Source organism: Terrisporobacter muris, from assembly GCF_024621905.1.
Lineage (GTDB): Bacteria > Bacillota > Clostridia > Peptostreptococcales > Peptostreptococcaceae > Terrisporobacter > Terrisporobacter muris.
Map to the genome: position 1 here is coordinate 14,092 of NZ_JANKBY010000007.1, position 17,966 is coordinate 32,057.

Here is a 17,966-nt window from a genome sequence, read left to right on the forward strand (position 1 = left end):
TATAGTGGAGGAAAGTTTAATGGATCAGAATTTAATTGAAAAAGTAATGAAGCAAGTAACTGAAGAGTTAGGTGTTAAAGAAGAAAAAGCTAAAGAAAATTGTACTGAAAATAAATCTATTGGAATGACTGAATTTGTTGGTACTTCAATGGGTGATACTATAGGTCTTGTAATAGCAAGTGTAGATTCAATGTTAGTTGAAACTATGAATTTAGGAAAATATCGTTCAATAGGTATTATTGGAGGAAGAACAGGCGCAGGACCTCAAATATGGGCAGTTGATGAAGCTGTAAAAGCTACAAATACTGAAATCATATCTGTTGAATTACCAAGAGATACAAAAGGTGGAGCAGGTCATGGAAGTCTTATATACATAGGAGCAGATGATGTATCTGATGCTAGAAGAGCTGTTGAGATAGCACTTCAAGCAATACCTAAATATTTTGGTGATGTATATGGTAACGAGGCAGGACACTTAGAGTTTCAATATACTGCAAGAGCAAGCTATTGCTTGGAGAAAGCTTTAGGGGCACCTCTTGGTAAAGCATTTGGTATGACTTGTGCTGGACCAGCTGCTATAGGAACAGTTTTAGCAGATATAGCAGTTAAAGCAGCAAATGTAGAAGTTGTTGGATATTCTTCTCCATCTAATGGGACAAGTTTTTCAAATGAAATTATTTTAACTTTTACAGGAGATTCGGGAGCAGTAAGACAAGCAGTTAAAGCAGCTATTTCAGCTGGTAAAAAAATGCTCGGAGCTTTAGGTGATGAACCTAAACCTACTACAACTCCATATATTTAATATAAAAAATATAAATAAAAACTGGTTTTATTAATTAAGGAGGCTTATATATGAATTCTGAAGCATTAGGTATGATAGAAACAAAAGGGCTTGTAGGAGCTATAGAAGCAGCTGATGCAATGGTTAAAGCTGCAAATGTTATATTAGTAGGATATGAAAAAATAGGTTCAGGCTTAGTAACTGTAATGGTAAGAGGTGATGTAGGAGCTGTTAAAGCATCAGTAGATGCAGGTACAGCAGCAGCTTCGGCAATAGGTCAAGTTGTATCAACTCATGTAATACCAAGACCACACACAGATGTTGAAAAGATTATTCCTAATATTAAATAGAAACATTTACATAAAGATGTAAAATAGTGCCTCAATTTTATAATTGAGGCGCTTATTGAGATGAGGTGTAGATTTGAATATTAGTGAAGAAAAAATAAGAGAGATTGTTAAGAAAGTATTGCTTGAAATTACAAGTCAGAAGAATATTTTTAAAAGTAATATAGAAAAATCAAAAGCCTATATATTTTGTAGTAAAAAATGTGATACAGGATATTTAGATTTTTTAGAACAGATAGATAAAAGTGGTTTATTTAATATTCATATAGTTGCAGATGATGGACTAAAAAATCATGTTTGCAAATCAGATATAAATAAATACGTTCCAGATGAAAACATAATATATTTTTCAGATGGAATACCAAAAGATCTTTCAAAGGTAATAAGTATATTTCCAGTAGTTGAAAGAGATTTAGTTGTAAAAACAGCACTATGTATAAGCGATACATTTTGTAATGAATGGATTGCATCTGCTATTGAAGAAGGTGGAAAAATAGTGTTTTTAAAATCAGGTTTGAAGAAGTTTACAAATAAAGAGCCTAAAGCCTATATAAAACAGATTGTATCTTATTATAAAACGGTTTTAGAGTATGGGATAGAGATAAAAAGTACATCAGAATTAATTGAATTATACAAAGAGAAGAATTCAGATGAACAAACTAAAGTGAATTTAAATATAAGAGATAATACTTCATTTCAAGAAGAGAATAAATGTAGAAAAAAAGTAATTACCTTAGAAAATATAGAACAATATGGAGTTAATGGAACTATTGTTGTCAACTCTGATGATATTATAACTGACTTGGCAAGAGAAAAAGCCAGAACTTTAAATATAGAAATAAAGCAATTTTAAGGAGGTGACAAATAATGAACCAATCACTAGGATTAGTTGAAATTAGTGGGATGTCAACAGCTTTAGTAGTTGCTGATGCTATGGCAAAATCCGCTAATATTAAAATTATTGGAATAGAAAATTCAAAAGGTTTAGGATATATGACTATAAAAATTACTGGTGATATTGGAGCAGTAAATGCTGCAGTAAGTGCAGGTAAACAAATAGGAATTACACATAATCATTTTGTGTCATCAAAAATTATTCCAAGACCATCAGATTTTGTATATAAAGTTTTCGGAACAATAAAAGAAGAAACTGTTAAAACAGAAAACTCTTTAACAGAGTGTGAAAGTAGTGAGTTAAAAGAAGAAGCTGATGATAATTTAGAAAATAAAGAATAAAAGGATGTAAATTTTATGAAACTGGCAAAGGTTATAGGAACTGTTGTAGCTACTAGAAAAGAAGATTCATTAGTTGGATGTAAATTAATGATAATCAGACGAGTTAATGGTAAGAGTGAATATATAGATAGTGAAGAAATAGCTGTAGATTTTGTAGGAGCAGGCATAGGAGATATAGTTCTAATTGCCCAAGGGTCATCAGTTCGCGTAGATCCAAGAAGAAAAGAATCTATGATTGATATGGCTATTATTGGAATTATAGATGCTATAGATATTTAGAAAGTAATTTTTTTAAAAAATAAAGGGGGTGAAGTTTCTTCAAATGAAAAGTGGCATTTATAAAAGTGTTTGTGATGCAGTATTTGTATCGAAGAAAGCATTTGAGAGATATACAGAATTCACATTAAATGAGCGACAAGAAATTATCGAATCTATTAAAAAATCTCTTCGTCCCTTAGTTAATGATTTGGCTAGAATGACAGTTGATGAGACTTGCATGGGAAATATAAATGATAAAGCTAAGAAAATTTCCCTTGCTATTGAAAAAACTCCTGGGATTGAGAATCTAACTACAGAGGTCAGCACAGGAGATCATGGTATGACTTTGTATGAAATTTCACCATACGGAGTTGCTTGCGCAGTACAGCCATGTACAAATCCATGTGCAACTTTAATAAATAATACCATAGCCCTATTATCAGCAGGTAATTCTGTCATCCATTGTCCACATCCAAGGGCAATGAAAGTATCTCAATTATTAACAGAAATAATAAATAAATCTATTATTGAAGTCTGTGGTATACATAACCTAGTAGTAACTTTAGATGAGAGTCTTATAAAGTACACATTAGAATTAATGAATCATCCAGATGTAGAGCTAGTAGTTTTTACAGGTGGAAGCACTGGATTACAAAGGGCTTTAAGTTCTCAGAAAAAAGTTATAGCTGCCGGGCCTGCAAATCCAGTTGCTATAGTAGATGAAACGGCAGATATTAAAAAAGCTGCAAAGGATATATTCTTAGGAGCATCTTTTGATAATAACCTTATGTGCACATCAGAAAAAAGCACTGTTTTAGTTGATGATATTGCCGATAAGTTTATAGAAGAAATTAAGAAAAATGAAGTTTACTTTATTACAAGTGAAGATGAAAAGAAAAAATTATTAAATACCATTATAACAGAAGATGGTGTTGTAAATAAAAAACTAGAAGGTAAAAATGCAAATTTAATCTTACATAAGTCTGGAATAAAAGTTGATAAGATTATAAAGTTAATTGTATTTGAAGATTCTTGTTATAGTGATGCAGTTGTAAAAGAAATATTTATGCCAATACTTCCAATAGTGAGAGCTAAAAATTTTGATGAAGCTTTAGAAATGGCTATTGAAATTGAGCAAGGCTGTAAACATACATCAAGTATGTTTTCTGAATCTATTGAGCATTTAAATAGAGCTGCTAAAAAAATGCAAACATCTATATTTGTAAAAAATGGACCTTCATATCTTGGAATAGGATTTGATGAAGAAGGAGATACGACATTCACAATAGCTAATGTTACAGGAGAAGGTTCAACTACTGCCAAAAATTTTGGAAGAAAAAGAAGATGTATATTAACAACAGGCTTTTCTATTCGTTAAATGATAAGGAAGTGATATGTGGAGATGAATAAAGGAAAAATAAGATATTATGTAACATCAGAATCTGTTACAGAAGGTCATCCAGATAAGATCTGTGACCAAATATCAGATGGTATATTAGATGAATATTTAAAGCAAGACAGCAAATCTCATGTAGCTGTTGAAGCTATGGTATCTACAGACACATTAGTAATTGCTGGAGAGGTTGCCTCAACTGCAAAGGTTAATATAGTTGAAGTAGCAAGAAATATTATTAGAAAGATAGGATATACAACACCTAACAAAGGATTTGATGCTGATTCCTGCTTGATTTTAACTAATGTACATAATCAATCATCAGATATATCCATAGGAGTTAAAAAATCTAAAAGTGAAGATAAAGAAGAAATAGGAAGCGGTGATCAAGGAATAATGTATGGTTATGCTTGTGATGAAACTAAAAACTTTATGCCTATTTCTTGCGAATTAGCTAATAGATTATCATTTCAACTTGCAAAAGTTAGAAAAATTGGAGGAGCATACTTCCTTTATCCTGATGGAAAAACACAAGTAACAATGGCTTATGACTCAGAGGATAATCCTATAAGCATTGAAAGTATCGTTATTTCAGCTCAACATAGTGAAAAGATATCTAATGATTTACTTAGAGAATTCATAATTGGATCTGTTATTAATCAAGTTATAGATAATAAATGGATAACAAAAGATACAAAAATATATATTAATCCAACAGGTAGATTTGTAATCGGAGGACCAACAGGAGATACAGGTCTTACTGGAAGAAAAATAATGGTAGACTCTTATGGTACTATCTCTAGACATGGGGGAGGGGCCTTTTCGGGAAAGGACCCAACAAAGGTTGATCGATCTGGAGCTTATATGGCGAGATATGTTGCTAAAAATATAGTGGCTGCCAATCTTGCAAAACGATGTGAAGTATCAATTGCCTATGCTATTGGAGGAATAGAACCATTAGCTGTTACCGCAAATACATTTAATACAGGTGTTATACCTGATAGAGAAATTGAAGAAATAGTTAAAGAAGTTTTCTCATTCAAAGTTGTAGATATAATAGAAAATCTTCAATTAAGAAGACCTCAATATTTAAAAACAGCAGCATATGGTCATTTTGGAAGAGATGATGAGGATTTTGCTTGGGAAAAAACTAATAAGGTTGATGAAATAAAAAGAAAAATAAAAAATAAATTATTTTAATTAGGAGGATTTAAAAATGTCAAATGAAGCATTAGGAATGGTAGAAACAAAAGGGTTAGTAGGAGCTATAGAAGCAGCAGATGCAATGACAAAAGCAGCAAATGTAAATTTAATAGGATATGAAAAAATAGGATCTGGATTAGTAACTGTAATGGTTAGAGGTGATGTTGGAGCTGTTAAAGCATCAGTAGATGCAGGTACTGCAGCAGCAAATGCCATTGGAGAAGTAGTTTCTGCTCATGTAATACCAAGACCACACACAGATGTTGAAAAAATATTACCAAAATCTTTATAAAAACAAATTAGTAGTATCATAAAAGGAGCATAAAAAATGATTTCAGAATATTCGGAAATATTAGTAAAAATCATTACTCAGAAAGTAATAGAGAAATTAAAAGAATATGAAAAACTAAGAATACCAATAGGTATATCAAATAGACATATTCATTTATCTCAAAAACATTTAGATGTGTTGTTTGGAGAAGGATATAATCTTACAAAGAAAGTTGATTTAAAACAACCAGGTCAATTTGCTAGTAATGAAACAGTTACTATTAGAGGGCCAAAAGGGGAATTTAACAATGTTCGTATTTTAGGTCCTGTAAGAAATGAAAGCCAAGTAGAAATTTCAAGAACTGATAGCTTTCGTCTTGGTTTAAAAGCTTTAGTAAGAGAGTCAGGGGATTTAGATGGAACATCGGGTATAGAAATTATTGGACCTAAAGGAGTTATAAAACTTCCTCATGGAGCCATAATTGCATTGCGTCATATTCATATGACACCAGAAGATGCACAAATTATGGGAATTAAAGATAAGGATACTGTGGAAGTACAAATTTGTGGTCAAAGATCAGGAGTTTTAGGGGATGTACTTGTTAGAGTATCTCCTAAATATAAACTAGAAATGCATGTGGATATGGACGAAGCAAATGCTTTTGATTTAAAAAATAATGATTCTGTAATTATAAAAAAGCAAGGTTAATTAAGAAAAAAATTTTAGAAGTTTAGATACATTATTAGAGATGTAATCATCTCAAATTGACAGAAATAGGTAACTTTAAGGAAGGTGTAAATATGGATATAGATGTAAAATTAATTGAAAAAATGGTTTCAGATGCACTAAAAGAAATTAAAATTGAAAATATTACTCAAGAAGTAGAAAAAAATTCTGTAGAAGATAATTATGGAGTTTTTAAAACTATAGAAGAGGCTATTGATGCATCATATGTAGCACAAAAAGAACTATTATTTTCAAAAATATCAGATAGACAAAAATATGTGGATGCTATAAGAAGTGCTATATTAAATCAAGAAAATCTTGAGCTTATATCTAAATTAGCAGTAGATGAAACTGAAATAGGTTGTTATGAGCACAAGTTAATAAAAAATAGATTAGCAGCTGAAAAAACTCCTGGTACAGAAGATTTAATATCATCTGTAAAAACTGGAGATGATGGTCTTACTTTAGTAGAGTATTGTCCGTTTGGTGTTATTGGAGCTATAACTCCTACAACAAACCCTACAGAAACTATTATTTGTAACTCTATAGGTATGATAGCAGGAGGAAATACAGTAGTATTCAGTCCACACCCAAGAGCTACTAAGGTTTCTCAAACTATTATAAAAATACTTAACAAAGCATTAGAAGAAGTAGGAGCACCTAAAAATCTTATAACTATGGTTGAAAAACCTTCAATTGAAAATACAAATAAAATGATTGAAAATTCAAAAGTACGTTTTTTAGTAGCAACAGGTGGACCATCTATCGTTAAAAAAGTACTTTCATCAGGGAAAAAAGCTATTGGAGCTGGTGCAGGAAACCCTCCAGTTGTTGTAGATGAAACTGCAGATATTAAAAAAGCAGCTAAGGATATTATAGATGGATGTAGCTTTGATAATAACGTTCCTTGTATAGCAGAAAAAGAAGTATTCGCAGTAGCATCAATTTGTGATAGCTTAATTGAAAATATGAAGTTAAACGGCGCTTATTTAGTTAAAGACAAGAAAGTAATAGATCAACTTTTAAGTGTTGTTGCAAAAGAAAATGGAGCTCCAAAAACTAACTTTGTAGGAAAAAGTGCGAAGTATATATTAGATAAAATAGGTGTAGCTGTTGATGATAATATTAAAGCTATCATCATGGAAGTTGATAAGGATCATACTTTTGTTCAAGAAGAAATGATGATGCCTATTTTACCAATTGTAAGAGTTGAAGATGTGGATAAAGCTATAGAATATGCACAAGAAGCTGAACATGGAAATAGACATACAGCAATTATGCATTCTAAAAATATAGATAAATTAAGCAAGATGTCAAAAATTATGGAGACTACAATATTTGTTAAAAATGCCCCTTCATATGCTGGAATAGGTGTAGGAGGAGAAGGACATTCAACATTTACAATAGCTGGACCTACAGGTGAAGGATTAACATCTCCAAAATCTTTCTGTAGAATTCGTAGATGTGTTGTATCAGATTCATTCAGCATAAGATAATTGATAGAACACAAGGGAGAGAAATATAATGTCAAATGTATATGTCAAAACAAGAATTTATAGTGGGGACAAGTCTATAAAATATCTTGAAGAAATTAAAAATCAAGTAATTTTAATAGTATGTGATAAGTTTTTAGTAGAAAGTAAAGCAGTATCATATCTTACAGATATTTTAGAAGTAAATAATAATATCTATATATATGACGGTGTAGTACCCGATCCTTCTACAGAAGTAGTTGTTGAAGGGATTAAACATATATGTAAAGAAAAGCCTTCTATTTTAATTGGTTTTGGTGGTGGATCTGCTATTGATACTGCAAAAGCAATACTTTATTTCACTAAATTAGAAAATTTAACTTCTCAACCTTTATTTATAGCAGTTCCAACTACTAGTGGTACAGGAACAGAAGTTACATCTTTAACTGTTATTACAGACAAAGAAAGTAATGTGAAAAAGATAATAGAGTCAGAAGACATTTTACCAGACGTAGCTCTTTTAGATCCGGCATTAACATTAACAGTTCCAAAAGCTATTACTGCAAATACAGGTATGGATGTGTTAACTCATGCATTAGAAGCTTATGTATCTAAAAATAATAATGCATTTTCTGATGCATTGTCAGAAAAATCAATAGAGCTATTAATAAAGTCGTTAGTCAAATGTTATGAAGAGGGTAATGATCTAGATAGTAGAAAAATGATGCAGGAAGCATCTACTCTTGCAGGAATGTCTTTTAATATAGCTGGGTTAGGATTAAATCATAGTATAGCACATCAACTAGGTGCTACTTTCCATATTCCACATGGACTTGCCAATGCTATGCTATTAAATAGTGTTATAGATTATAACTGTAAAGATGAACTGATACTAAAAAAATATGCAGAACTTTCATACAAACTACAATTTGTAAATATAGATGAAAAACCTAAAATAGCGGTAGAGATATTAAAACGTATTATAAAAACTATGATGATATCTATGAATATGCCACTTAGAATAAGGGATATGAATATTAGTCAGGTTGATTATCAAAACAGTATTAATATTATGGTAGAAAATACATTAAAAGATAGATGTTTACCTACTACACCTAAAGATATAAGTAGCGATGATATAAAAGAGATATTATTGCAAATATACTAAATGTATATTATAAAGGGCTGGGTTTATAATCCAGCTTTTTGCTTATAATGTAGTATCGAAGGAGGTCAGTATATGTCACAGTTATCAATAGGAATTATAGAAGTAATTGGTCTTTCTAGTGCAATTGAACTAGCAGATGTTTGTGTAAAATCTGCAAACGTTAATCTGATTGGATATGAGCTAAGTCAAGGAAATGGAATGGTTGTAATAAAAATAGAAGGTGATGTAGGCGCTGTTACAGCAGCAATACAAGCATCAAGTAACGTTGGAAAAGTATATAGCAAAAAAGTTATACCAAGACCTAGCGAGGGTATTGAATGCCTAATCAAAAATAATAATACAGTTGGATATGATGATAAAGATAAAAACACATATTATGATACAAATGTATTAATCATAGATGATGATATAAAAGAGATTGAAACGATAAATGAAGATATAGAAGAAGTAGAAGATGATGAAGCCAATAAAGAAATAAAAGAGATAGAAATAAATGAAAATACTAAAGAAGAAGGGATAAATAATATAGAAGAAAATAATCCTAATGAAGATGATTCCAAGGAAAAATATACATGTAACTTATGCAAAGATCCTAAATGTCCTAGAGAAAAAGGTGATTTAAGGGTAAATTGTATTCATCATGAGGATAAATAAACAAATAATTAAACAACAAAATTATGTTTGGAAAATAAATATAGAAATTAATAAAACAGGTATGATCTAAAATATATTGATTTATTGAAAGTAGAGGGAGGATAGGTGATATTTTGAGCTTAAATAAAAGTAATCAATTACTAGAAGAATTTTCTTGTCTTATAAGAGAAAAAAGGTGCAATAAATACGAAGGAAAATTAAAGGTAGGAGTTGACTTAGGTACAGCTAATATTGTTTTATCTGTAGTTGATGAAAATAATAATCCTATAGCAGGAGCAACATATGGGTCAAGTGTAGTAAAAGATGGAATAGTAGTTGACTATATGGGAGCCATAAGAATAGTAAAAATGTTAAAAGAACAAGTGGAAGAGATAATAGGAGAAAAACTATCTTATGCAGCTACTGCAATACCTCCTGGAATAACAAAAGGAAATATAAAAGCTATTGCAAATGTAGTAGAATCAGCTGATTTAGAAGTTGTGAATATAGTTGATGAACCAACAGCAGCTTCTTATGCACTTGATATAAAAGAAGGAGTAGTAGTAGATGTTGGAGGTGGAACTACAGGCATAAGCATATTAAAAGATGGAAAAGTTATATTTACTGCAGACGAAGCTACAGGAGGTACTCATATGACTCTTGTATTAGCTGGATCTTTACAGAAAACATTTGAGGAAGCGGAAGAAGTAAAAAAACAAGCAAGTAAGGAACAAGAAGTATTTTCAATAATCAGACCTGTAGTAGAAAAAATGGCTACAATCGTTAAGAAATACATAGAAGACTATGATGTTCATGAGATATACGTGGTAGGAGGGGCTTGTTGTTTCAAAGAATTCGAAAAAATATTTGAAAAAGAAATAAAAGTGAAAACTATAAAGCCTATAGAACCACTTTTAGTAACACCTCTAGGAATAGCTATGAATTGTACAGTTTAGAAATATTAATTAAATTGTAAAATGTTCAGTTGAAGCTAAAGGAGGATATAAATTTGCCTGAAAACATAAAAGAAATTGAATTTATAATAAGGAAAGTAATTAAAAATGAAATTTTAAATTATAAAAATAGAGAAAATTTTAATATAGAGGATAATAAATCAATAGAACTCAATTTACAAACAGCTAAAAAATTAGCAGAATTCGCTGAAGAAAAAGGTAAAGAAATCAAAGTACCAATTGTTATCTCAATAGTAGATGATGGAGGAAATATAATTTTGATTCATAGAATGGAAAATTCTCTTCTTGCAAGTATAGATCTATCTTTAAATAAAGCATACACAGCAGTAAGTTTGAAAATGCCAACGGACAAGCTTAAAGATTTATGTAAACCAGGAGAAGAATTATATGGTATTCAACATACTAATAATAGATTCGTAATATTTGGAGGAGGAATACCATTTATATACAAAGGTAAAGTAGTTGGAGCTATTGGAATAAGTGGTGGGAGTGTAGAAGAAGACATCTGTGTATGTGAATATGCTCTTAAAAAAGTAATGACAAAATAAAATTTTAAAAATATTAATTTTTTAGCTAATTATATTATTAATAATGGAGGGAAATAGTATGAGCATTTTATCTTTAATTGCAGCTTTTGGAGGAGGAACATTTGGTGCAGCATTAGGGGCATTACCAGTATTTATTATGACTGGATTTGTAGCATTGGCGGGAGCTGGAATAGCGTTGGCTGGAGGACCGGATGCCTTAGTAGGAAACTTAGCGTTTGGATCGTTTTTCGGACCTCATATAGCATTTGCAGGAGGTGTAGCTGCAGCTGCTTATGCCGGTAGAAAAAGTGTGACTTCAAAAACAGGACAATTAGTAAGTGGGGATACAGTTACACTGGTTGAAGAAGACACGTTTAATGGTTCAGATATTACATTTGCTTTAAATGCAAAAGGAGATTATTCTGTTATTATTGTAGGGGGAATTTTTGGAGTAATAGGATATTTAATAAACTATTTATATGCGAATGTAATAGGCTTGCAAACAGATACAGTAGCTATGACTGTTGCAACATCTGGTATATTAGCAAGACTAATCATGGGCAAAACTGGATTATTAGGTAAATATACAGATAAAGAACCTAGAGAATTTATATCAAAAGGTAATGAACTAATTTATAATATTGTATTAGGTTTAATAGTAGGTGTTGTAGTAAGTTATACAGGTGCTGTATTAATAGAAAGTGGTGTGCCTATAGATTCAGTTAAAGGATCATATCCAATACTATGTTTTGCAATAAGTGCAGTAACTTTAATATTTGCACAATTTGGAGCAGGAGTACCAACAACACATCATATAACTTTACCAGCTGCAAATGCATTTGTATTGTCAGGAAATCCTATAGTGGGAATAATAGTTGCTATTCTATGTTCGTTATTAGGAGACTTTTTTACTAAGACATTTAATAGCTATTGTGATAGCCATATAGATCCACCTGCTTGTACTATATTTATAATGACATTTATAATTTTTGCTATATTCGCTTAAGGTTATATAACATTTATTTTTTTACGACTGATAAAATATAAAGGACTTACTAAGTATAAGAAAACCTTAACAAATGTAAGTCCTTTTGTAATTTAACTCTATTTAAATCTCGGACTTACTACTAATTATATTTTTTAATGATTCAATGACATAATTAATATCGTCTACTGAATTAAAATGTCCGAAACTAAATCTTACACTTCCATTAGGAAAGGTACCGAGAGTTTTATGGGCAGAAGGAGCACAGTGCAAGCCACTTCTCGTTTGAATATTATAAAATTTATCAAGCTGGTGACACACTAATCCATTATCTAAGTTTTTAAAATCAAGACTAACTACGCTAGTCCTATTTTCCATATCTTTTTTTCCTATTAATAATATTTCGTCAATATCTGAAATGGCATCTATAAATACTTTTGTTAAGTACATTTCTTTTTCATATATATTTTTAATTCCTACTTCCATTAAGTATTTTAAGGAAGAGTTAAGACCATAGATAGCAGGAATATTAGCAGTTCCACTTTCATATTTGTCTGGCATGTATATAGGTTGAACTTCCTGTTCTGATAAACTTCCAGTTCCACCTTCAATAAGAGGATCAACTAAAGGGACAATCTCATCTCTAATCAAAAAACCACCTATGCCTTGTGGACCAAGGAGACCTTTGTGACCAGTAAAACACAGTATATCAATATTGTTTTTTCTCATACTTATATCTATTATTCCTGCAGTTTGGGCACTATCAACTATGAAGATTATATTATGATTTTTACATATTTGACCAATTTCGTCTATTGGGAGTAATGTACCACAAACATTAGAGCAATGAGTCATAACAATAGCCTTTGTTTTTTCTGTTATAGATGACTCAACATTTTTCACATCTATCTCGCCCAGATTATTACAAGGTATTTTAGTCATTGTAATACCTTTTCTGATTAAAGAACTTAAAGGTCTCATAACAGCATTATGTTCCATAGAAGAGACTATAACATTGTCCCCTTCTGATAGAAGTCCCTTTAGAACCATGTTTAAACTAGTTGTAATATTAGAAGTGAATATTACATTTTCTGGTTTATCAAAATCAAATAGTTCGCATAATAATTCTCTCGTTTCATAGACCGCATTTTCAGCTTCATAAGAAGAAGAATAAGCCCCACGATTAACATTACAGCCAATGTTGTTTATATAATTAATCATAGATTCGCCAACTTGTGGTGCTTTTGGGTAAGATGTAGCCCCGTTATCACAATAAATTTTTCTCATTGGTAGCCTCCTATTTTTATATCTCAAGTTTAATATAGCATCATTATATAGATATCGATTATAGTTTTTTTCTATAAATGAATTAGCTATATTGAAAGTTTGCATAATGGATGGAAAATCATTTCTTTTGACTGCTTTCGTGATACTATGAAATTGAAATGATATATATGATTATAGGAGGGAGTATATGAAAGAAAAAAGAAATATTATTGTTGGAGGGGCTATTATAGGTTTATTGGCAGTAATTTCTGTATATTTTGGGAATCCAAAGAATATGGGGATTTGTGTGGCATGTTTCATAAGAGATATATCAGGAGCATTAGGCTTACATGGTGCAGCGGTAGTACAATATGCAAGACCAGAAATAATGGGAATGATACTAGGAGCATTTATAATAGCCGTTTCTAAAAAAGAATTTGCATCTCGTGGAGGTTCTTCACCTTTTATTAGATTTTGCTTAGGTTTTATGATCATGATAGGTGCATTAATGTTTTTAGGTTGCCCTACTAGAATGGTACTAAGATTAGCAGGTGGAGATTTTAATGCAATATTTGGTATATTAGGTTTTGTTGCAGGTATTGCTATAGGAATTGTATTTTTAAATAAGGGATTCTCATTAAAAAGAAATTATAAACAAACTAAGATGGAAGGGTACATACTTCCAATTATAAATGTAGTTTTATTTGTAATGTTAATTACATCTTCTACATTATTAATATTTTCTCAAGAGGGACCAGGTTCAATGCATGCACCAGCTTTTCTAGCTTTAGGAATAGGACTAGCAGTTGGGATTATATGCCAAAGAACTAGACTGTGTATGGCTGGAGGAATAAGGGATTTAATATTATTTAAGGATTCTTATTTAATATGTGGATTTTTAGCAATGTTAGTGGCAGCTTTTGTTGGAAATTTAATGTTTGGATTTTTCAACCCTGGATTTGTAGAACAGCCAATTGCACATAATGATGGATTATGGAACTTCTTAGGTATGGTAGTAGTTGGATGGGGGTCTATTCTTTTAGGAGGTTGCCCTATGAGACAATTAATATTAGCTGGAGAAGGAAATGTTGATTCTGTTGTGACAATTCTGGGATTATTAGTAGGAGGAGCGTTTGCTCATAACTTCAAGTTGGCTGCATCTGCAGAAGGTCCAACTCCAAATGGACAAATAGCAGTTATAATATGCTTTGTTGTGCTTGGATTAATATCATACTTTAGTTTGGAAAGAAGTAAAGTTAAAGAGAAGGGGGATGTTAAAGTTGGCTAAAAAAGTAGATGCAAGAGGTTATTCTTGCCCACAACCAGTTCTTTTAACAAAAAAAGCATTGGAAGAAGATACCTCTGGAGCTGAAATATTAGTTGATAATAATACGGCTTGTATGAATGTTAAAAGATATATGGAACATGCGGGCTATAATGTAAGTATAAAAGAATTAGAAGAAGATTTTCTAGTAGTAGGTGCAAAATAGAATGAAATATTTTATTACATTTTTTACTCATTCTGGGGCAATTAAGTTTTCTAGATTACTTAATAGAAAAAATATTTTAAATGAAACTTCACCAGTTCCTAGAAAAATAAGTTCCAATTGTGGAATAGGTGTAAGTTTTATTTATGAAGATGACATTGAATCATTATATATAGATGATATTGAAAGAATTTACTATGTATCAGGGGATAAGTATAGTCTATATAGAGATTTTGATGAATCTTAAAAGGTAGCAATAAAAAACATTGTTATTATATGACCAACAGGAATATAAGAAGACATAATGATAGATTTACATTACATGAATAAGAACCATTACCCAATATTTACATATGATATATAGAACATTATTTATATCACAAAAAAGGGGAATCAACAATGGATAGAAATTATTGGCAAGAATATTGGGATAATTATTATAAGTTTATGGCTGTATATCTTAGAGAGGTACAGGAAGCATATCCTGAGATGGATATTAAAAGTGAATACACAGAAGTTGCTAGTTTATTTGAGCCTGTTATGCCTATAGAGGAGTACCAGACTTATGAGCCATATGACAATAGCGGAGGTGATAACAATTCAGAAATGGATGACGATCCACCTCTTATATCACCTGCTGGTGGGCCATCTGCTGCACCTTTTATATTTCCTGGTGGAGGATCATTTCCTCAGCCATTTACACCACCTGGCGGAGGACAAAACCCTCAACCATTCATATCACCTGGCGGTGGTCAATTCACTATAAACAATTGTAGAAGAATGGCAATTGTTAGAATAGAAATGAGAAGAGGATTTAATCCTGGCAATTTCTTTATGGTAGTAGATAGAGCTGATAATAGAAGTATTCAAGGATTTAGAATAGCTTGCGAAGGTAATAGAGTTAGATTTGTACCAATGGCTGTAGAATATAGAAATATTAACCTTATAGAATGCGCATTTTAGATGTAAGAAAAGGAAAGATATTACAAGGGATTAATTGTATTGTAAAAACATATGGGGGATACAATTGAAGAGATAAATATAAAAATAAAAGGGATACTATATATGATAAATATAGTATTCCTTTTTTATATACAACCAAAATGTAGTTAAGAAGCTAAATATATAGTATAATATTTAAGCATTAAGAAAAAATTATCCTTGATAAACAATAACTAAACATAAGAGAGGGACAATAAAAATAGCATGTGGGTAATAAAAAATATATTAAGAATCATAACAATATTAATATGTATAAATACTAGCATATACACAGTAAATGCAATGGATAACATAAACTTCAAAAACATAACAATAGAAGAAGGATTATCTCAAAGTACTGTAGAAACCATGCTACAAGACAGCAAAGGCTATTTATGGTTTGGAACAAATGACGGTCTAAACAGGTATAATGGATATGAATTCAAAGTATATAAGAAGAACAAAAACTCACAAAATAGCTTAGTCAGTAACTATATTATAGATATAAAAGAAGACAAAGAAGGAAACATATGGGTAGGAACACCAGGTGGAGTAAGTAAAATTAACTCGAAAAACGATAACATAACAAACTATACAACTGAAAAGGATAAAGGTAATTTATCTAATAACAATGTATGTGAAATTTTAGTTACGAGAGAAGGCAATATATTAGTAGCAACTAATGATGGACTTAACTTATATGATAAAGAAAATGATAAATTTAACAGAATCTTATATAAAAATAAGGTTATAACTAATCAGTCAATATATACTATAGCCCAAGATATTAATGGTGATATATGGATAGGAACCACAGATGGCTTAAACAAGATAGATGTTAAATCAAATAAAATAGAAAAAATATACAGTTCAGATGAGAAAAACTCCATTAGTGATAACTGGATTTACAAAATTTATAGTGATAAAGATGGATATCTGTGGGTTGGAACTTATGATGAAGGACTTAATAAAATTAATATAGAGAACAATGAAATTACAGTATATAAGAATATAAAGAATGACGAACATTCTTTAGGTGGAAATTATGTAAAAAATATATTGCAAGATAGCAACGGTACTATTTGGGTGTGTACAAACGAGGGTTTATCTAAGTATGTACACAGTGAAGATAAATTTATTACTTACACTAACAAACCTTATGATAGATATAGTATTGTAGATAATAATACATTTTCTATTATTGAAGATAAAAACGGTTTGATATTAGTAGGAACATATAAAGGAGTCAGTATATTTGATCCTAATAATAAAATTCAACATTATAAAAATGATCCATTTGATAGTAATTCTTTAAGTGAAAATTCAGTATATGGCATATATGAAGATAAAGAAGGGGTTATGTGGGTAGGTACTAGCTCTACAGGAATTAATATTATTGATAGAGATAGCGAAACCATACAACATATTACTACAGATGATGGATTAGTAAGTAATACAATCAATGATATTGCAGGATATGATAAATACATATGGGCAGGAACCAGTAATGGTCTTAATAAAATAGATAAAAACAATAATACAATAGAAGATTACAACTCTAATGAAATATTGAGTTCAATGAGAATAAAATACTTATATTTAGATAGTAAAAAATATTTATGGATGGGCACATCAGAAGGTATTTTTGTATTAAACACATACACAGATGAAGTTACAGATCTCTCATATATACTTAGTGATAACAACGTGAATGACACCTATATAGAAACTATTTATGAAGATGCAGAAGATAACTATTGGATAGGTACATTTTTAGAAGGGTATCTAATTAAAATAGATACAAAGAATAAAAGTGTTAAAGTATTTAAGGATAAAATAGATTCAAAATCTGTTAGAACTATAGCAGAGGATGACAAATACATGTGGATTGGTACTAGTGATGGGTTATGCAAGTTGGATAAGAAAACAAATAAACTTGTAACTTATACAGAAGATGATGGTTTATCAAATAACAATATTTATGGAATTTTAATAGATAATCATGGAAATCTATGGATGAGTACTAATAATGGAATATCTAAATTTGATGTTAATGAAGATAAATTTGTAAACTTATATTTAGAAGATGGTCTTCAAAGTAATGAATTTAATGGAGGTTCCTATTATAAAAATAGCAAAGGTGAATTTTTATTTGGAGGTATTAATGGATTAAACATATTTAATCCAGATGAGATAATAGTGGGAGAATATTCACCAAAGGTAGTATTTGAGCAATTTATTGTAAAAGGCGAAATATA

21 protein-coding genes are annotated in these 17,966 nt (G+C 30.5%); 20 read left to right on the forward strand and 1 reads right to left on the reverse strand.

What is annotated here, in order from left to right; translation table 11 throughout:
• The first annotated feature begins 19 nt into the window (after positions 1 to 19).
• The 15 genes from pduB (at position 20) to NSA58_RS01340 (ending at position 11,995) form a co-directional block, all read left to right on the forward strand.
• A complete protein-coding gene (gene pduB / locus NSA58_RS01270) occupies positions 20 to 802 on the forward strand; it encodes a propanediol utilization microcompartment protein PduB (protein ID WP_074429593.1) in 783 nt (260 codons plus the stop codon).
• A gap of 50 nt (positions 803 to 852) precedes the next feature.
• On the forward strand, positions 853 to 1,131 hold the full coding sequence (locus NSA58_RS01275) for a BMC domain-containing protein (RefSeq protein ID WP_039679525.1): 279 nt from the start codon (positions 853 to 855) through the stop codon (positions 1,129 to 1,131).
• A 73-nt stretch (positions 1,132 to 1,204) separates the two neighbouring features.
• Positions 1,205 to 1,981 (forward strand): hypothetical protein, encoded by a 777-nt coding sequence (locus tag NSA58_RS01280; RefSeq protein ID WP_074080249.1) that lies wholly within the window; start codon positions 1,205 to 1,207, stop codon positions 1,979 to 1,981.
• Positions 1,982 to 1,995: 14 nt separating this feature from the next.
• A complete protein-coding gene (locus NSA58_RS01285) occupies positions 1,996 to 2,364 on the forward strand; it encodes a BMC domain-containing protein (protein WP_079764769.1) in 369 nt (122 codons plus the stop codon).
• A gap of 15 nt (positions 2,365 to 2,379) precedes the next feature.
• Complete coding sequence (locus tag NSA58_RS01290) at positions 2,380 to 2,643, forward strand: EutN/CcmL family microcompartment protein (RefSeq protein WP_074080248.1); 264 nt, start codon at positions 2,380 to 2,382, stop codon at positions 2,641 to 2,643.
• Between the two features lie 43 nt (positions 2,644 to 2,686).
• The gene (locus NSA58_RS01295) at positions 2,687 to 4,000 is read left to right on the forward strand and encodes an aldehyde dehydrogenase (RefSeq protein WP_074080247.1); all 1,314 of its coding nucleotides are present in this window, start codon (positions 2,687 to 2,689) and stop codon (positions 3,998 to 4,000) included.
• Between the two features lie 24 nt (positions 4,001 to 4,024).
• Positions 4,025 to 5,215: a methionine adenosyltransferase gene (metK, locus tag NSA58_RS01300; protein ID WP_074080253.1), complete on the forward strand. Its 1,191-nt coding sequence runs from the start codon at positions 4,025 to 4,027 to the stop codon at positions 5,213 to 5,215.
• A gap of 16 nt (positions 5,216 to 5,231) precedes the next feature.
• Positions 5,232 to 5,510, forward strand: coding sequence for a BMC domain-containing protein (locus NSA58_RS01305; RefSeq protein WP_039679529.1), 279 nt, complete (start codon positions 5,232 to 5,234; stop codon positions 5,508 to 5,510).
• Positions 5,511 to 5,546: 36 nt separating this feature from the next.
• Entirely contained in the window at positions 5,547 to 6,197 is a 651-nt protein-coding gene (gene pduL, locus NSA58_RS01310; protein ID WP_074429594.1) for a phosphate propanoyltransferase, read from the forward strand.
• A 92-nt stretch (positions 6,198 to 6,289) separates the two neighbouring features.
• A complete protein-coding gene (locus NSA58_RS01315; protein ID WP_074080245.1) occupies positions 6,290 to 7,711 on the forward strand; it encodes an aldehyde dehydrogenase family protein in 1,422 nt (473 codons plus the stop codon).
• Positions 7,712 to 7,739: 28 nt separating this feature from the next.
• Complete coding sequence (locus tag NSA58_RS01320; RefSeq protein WP_074429595.1) at positions 7,740 to 8,855, forward strand: 1-propanol dehydrogenase PduQ; 1,116 nt, start codon at positions 7,740 to 7,742, stop codon at positions 8,853 to 8,855.
• 72 nt (positions 8,856 to 8,927) lie between these two features.
• Complete coding sequence (locus tag NSA58_RS20560) at positions 8,928 to 9,509, forward strand: BMC domain-containing protein (protein ID WP_074079915.1); 582 nt, start codon at positions 8,928 to 8,930, stop codon at positions 9,507 to 9,509.
• A gap of 113 nt (positions 9,510 to 9,622) precedes the next feature.
• Complete coding sequence (gene eutJ / locus NSA58_RS01330; RefSeq protein WP_039679534.1) at positions 9,623 to 10,444, forward strand: ethanolamine utilization protein EutJ; 822 nt, start codon at positions 9,623 to 9,625, stop codon at positions 10,442 to 10,444.
• A gap of 53 nt (positions 10,445 to 10,497) precedes the next feature.
• A complete protein-coding gene (locus NSA58_RS01335) occupies positions 10,498 to 11,010 on the forward strand; it encodes a GlcG/HbpS family heme-binding protein (protein WP_079764770.1) in 513 nt (170 codons plus the stop codon).
• 58 nt (positions 11,011 to 11,068) lie between these two features.
• Entirely contained in the window at positions 11,069 to 11,995 is a 927-nt protein-coding gene (locus tag NSA58_RS01340) for a hypothetical protein (protein WP_074079916.1), read from the forward strand.
• A gap of 102 nt (positions 11,996 to 12,097) precedes the next feature.
• Here the strand turns inward: NSA58_RS01340 and NSA58_RS01345 are convergent, their stop codons facing one another.
• Positions 12,098 to 13,261: an aminotransferase class V-fold PLP-dependent enzyme gene (locus NSA58_RS01345; RefSeq protein ID WP_039679536.1), complete on the reverse strand. Its 1,164-nt coding sequence runs from the start codon at positions 13,259 to 13,261 to the stop codon at positions 12,098 to 12,100.
• A 187-nt stretch (positions 13,262 to 13,448) separates the two neighbouring features.
• Here NSA58_RS01345 and yedE point away from each other — a divergent pair, with 187 nt between their 5' ends.
• From yedE to NSA58_RS01370, 5 genes are all read left to right on the forward strand, one after another.
• Positions 13,449 to 14,528, forward strand: coding sequence for a YedE family putative selenium transporter (gene yedE / locus NSA58_RS01350; RefSeq protein ID WP_039679537.1), 1,080 nt, complete (start codon positions 13,449 to 13,451; stop codon positions 14,526 to 14,528).
• Positions 14,512 to 14,730: a sulfurtransferase TusA family protein gene (locus tag NSA58_RS01355; protein WP_039679538.1), complete on the forward strand. Its 219-nt coding sequence runs from the start codon at positions 14,512 to 14,514 to the stop codon at positions 14,728 to 14,730. Before yedE ends, NSA58_RS01355 begins: the two co-directional genes overlap by 17 nt.
• A gap of 1 nt (position 14,731) precedes the next feature.
• The gene (locus NSA58_RS01360) at positions 14,732 to 14,974 is read left to right on the forward strand and encodes a DUF3343 domain-containing protein (RefSeq protein WP_039679539.1); all 243 of its coding nucleotides are present in this window, start codon (positions 14,732 to 14,734) and stop codon (positions 14,972 to 14,974) included.
• A gap of 152 nt (positions 14,975 to 15,126) precedes the next feature.
• Positions 15,127 to 15,690 carry a hypothetical protein gene (locus NSA58_RS01365; RefSeq protein WP_039679540.1) on the forward strand — a complete coding sequence of 188 codons (564 nt, stop codon included), beginning with the start codon at positions 15,127 to 15,129 and terminating at the stop codon, positions 15,688 to 15,690.
• Between the two features lie 243 nt (positions 15,691 to 15,933).
• A partial coding sequence (locus tag NSA58_RS01370) for a ligand-binding sensor domain-containing protein (protein WP_277613692.1) occupies positions 15,934 to 17,966 on the forward strand: 2,033 nt, incomplete at its 3' end.

Excerpts from the sequence above, each read along its gene's own strand:
- pduB (WP_074429593.1), top strand. The coding sequence starts at position 20 with ATGGATCAGAATTTAATTGAAAAAGTAATGAAGCAAGTAACTGAAGAG.
- yedE (WP_039679537.1), top strand. The coding sequence starts at position 13,449 with ATGAAAGAAAAAAGAAATATTATTGTTGGAGGGGCTATTATAGGTTTA.
- NSA58_RS01275 (WP_039679525.1), top strand. The coding sequence starts at position 853 with ATGAATTCTGAAGCATTAGGTATGATAGAAACAAAAGGGCTTGTAGGA.
- NSA58_RS01295 (WP_074080247.1), top strand. The coding sequence starts at position 2,687 with ATGAAAAGTGGCATTTATAAAAGTGTTTGTGATGCAGTATTTGTATCG.
- NSA58_RS01285 (WP_079764769.1), top strand. The coding sequence starts at position 1,996 with ATGAACCAATCACTAGGATTAGTTGAAATTAGTGGGATGTCAACAGCT.
- NSA58_RS01360 (WP_039679539.1), top strand. The coding sequence starts at position 14,732 with ATGAAATATTTTATTACATTTTTTACTCATTCTGGGGCAATTAAGTTT.
- NSA58_RS01315 (WP_074080245.1), top strand. The coding sequence starts at position 6,290 with ATGGATATAGATGTAAAATTAATTGAAAAAATGGTTTCAGATGCACTA.
- NSA58_RS01355 (WP_039679538.1), top strand. The coding sequence starts at position 14,512 with ATGTTAAAGTTGGCTAAAAAAGTAGATGCAAGAGGTTATTCTTGCCCA.
- NSA58_RS01290 (WP_074080248.1), top strand. The coding sequence starts at position 2,380 with ATGAAACTGGCAAAGGTTATAGGAACTGTTGTAGCTACTAGAAAAGAA.
- NSA58_RS01340 (WP_074079916.1), top strand. The coding sequence starts at position 11,069 with ATGAGCATTTTATCTTTAATTGCAGCTTTTGGAGGAGGAACATTTGGT.
- NSA58_RS01345 (WP_039679536.1), bottom strand. The coding sequence starts at position 13,261 with ATGAGAAAAATTTATTGTGATAACGGGGCTACATCTTACCCAAAAGCA.
- pduL (WP_074429594.1), top strand. The coding sequence starts at position 5,547 with ATGATTTCAGAATATTCGGAAATATTAGTAAAAATCATTACTCAGAAA.
- NSA58_RS01320 (WP_074429595.1), top strand. The coding sequence starts at position 7,740 with ATGTCAAATGTATATGTCAAAACAAGAATTTATAGTGGGGACAAGTCT.
- metK (WP_074080253.1), top strand. The coding sequence starts at position 4,025 with ATGAATAAAGGAAAAATAAGATATTATGTAACATCAGAATCTGTTACA.
- NSA58_RS01305 (WP_039679529.1), top strand. The coding sequence starts at position 5,232 with ATGTCAAATGAAGCATTAGGAATGGTAGAAACAAAAGGGTTAGTAGGA.
- NSA58_RS20560 (WP_074079915.1), top strand. The coding sequence starts at position 8,928 with ATGTCACAGTTATCAATAGGAATTATAGAAGTAATTGGTCTTTCTAGT.
- NSA58_RS01365 (WP_039679540.1), top strand. The coding sequence starts at position 15,127 with ATGGATAGAAATTATTGGCAAGAATATTGGGATAATTATTATAAGTTT.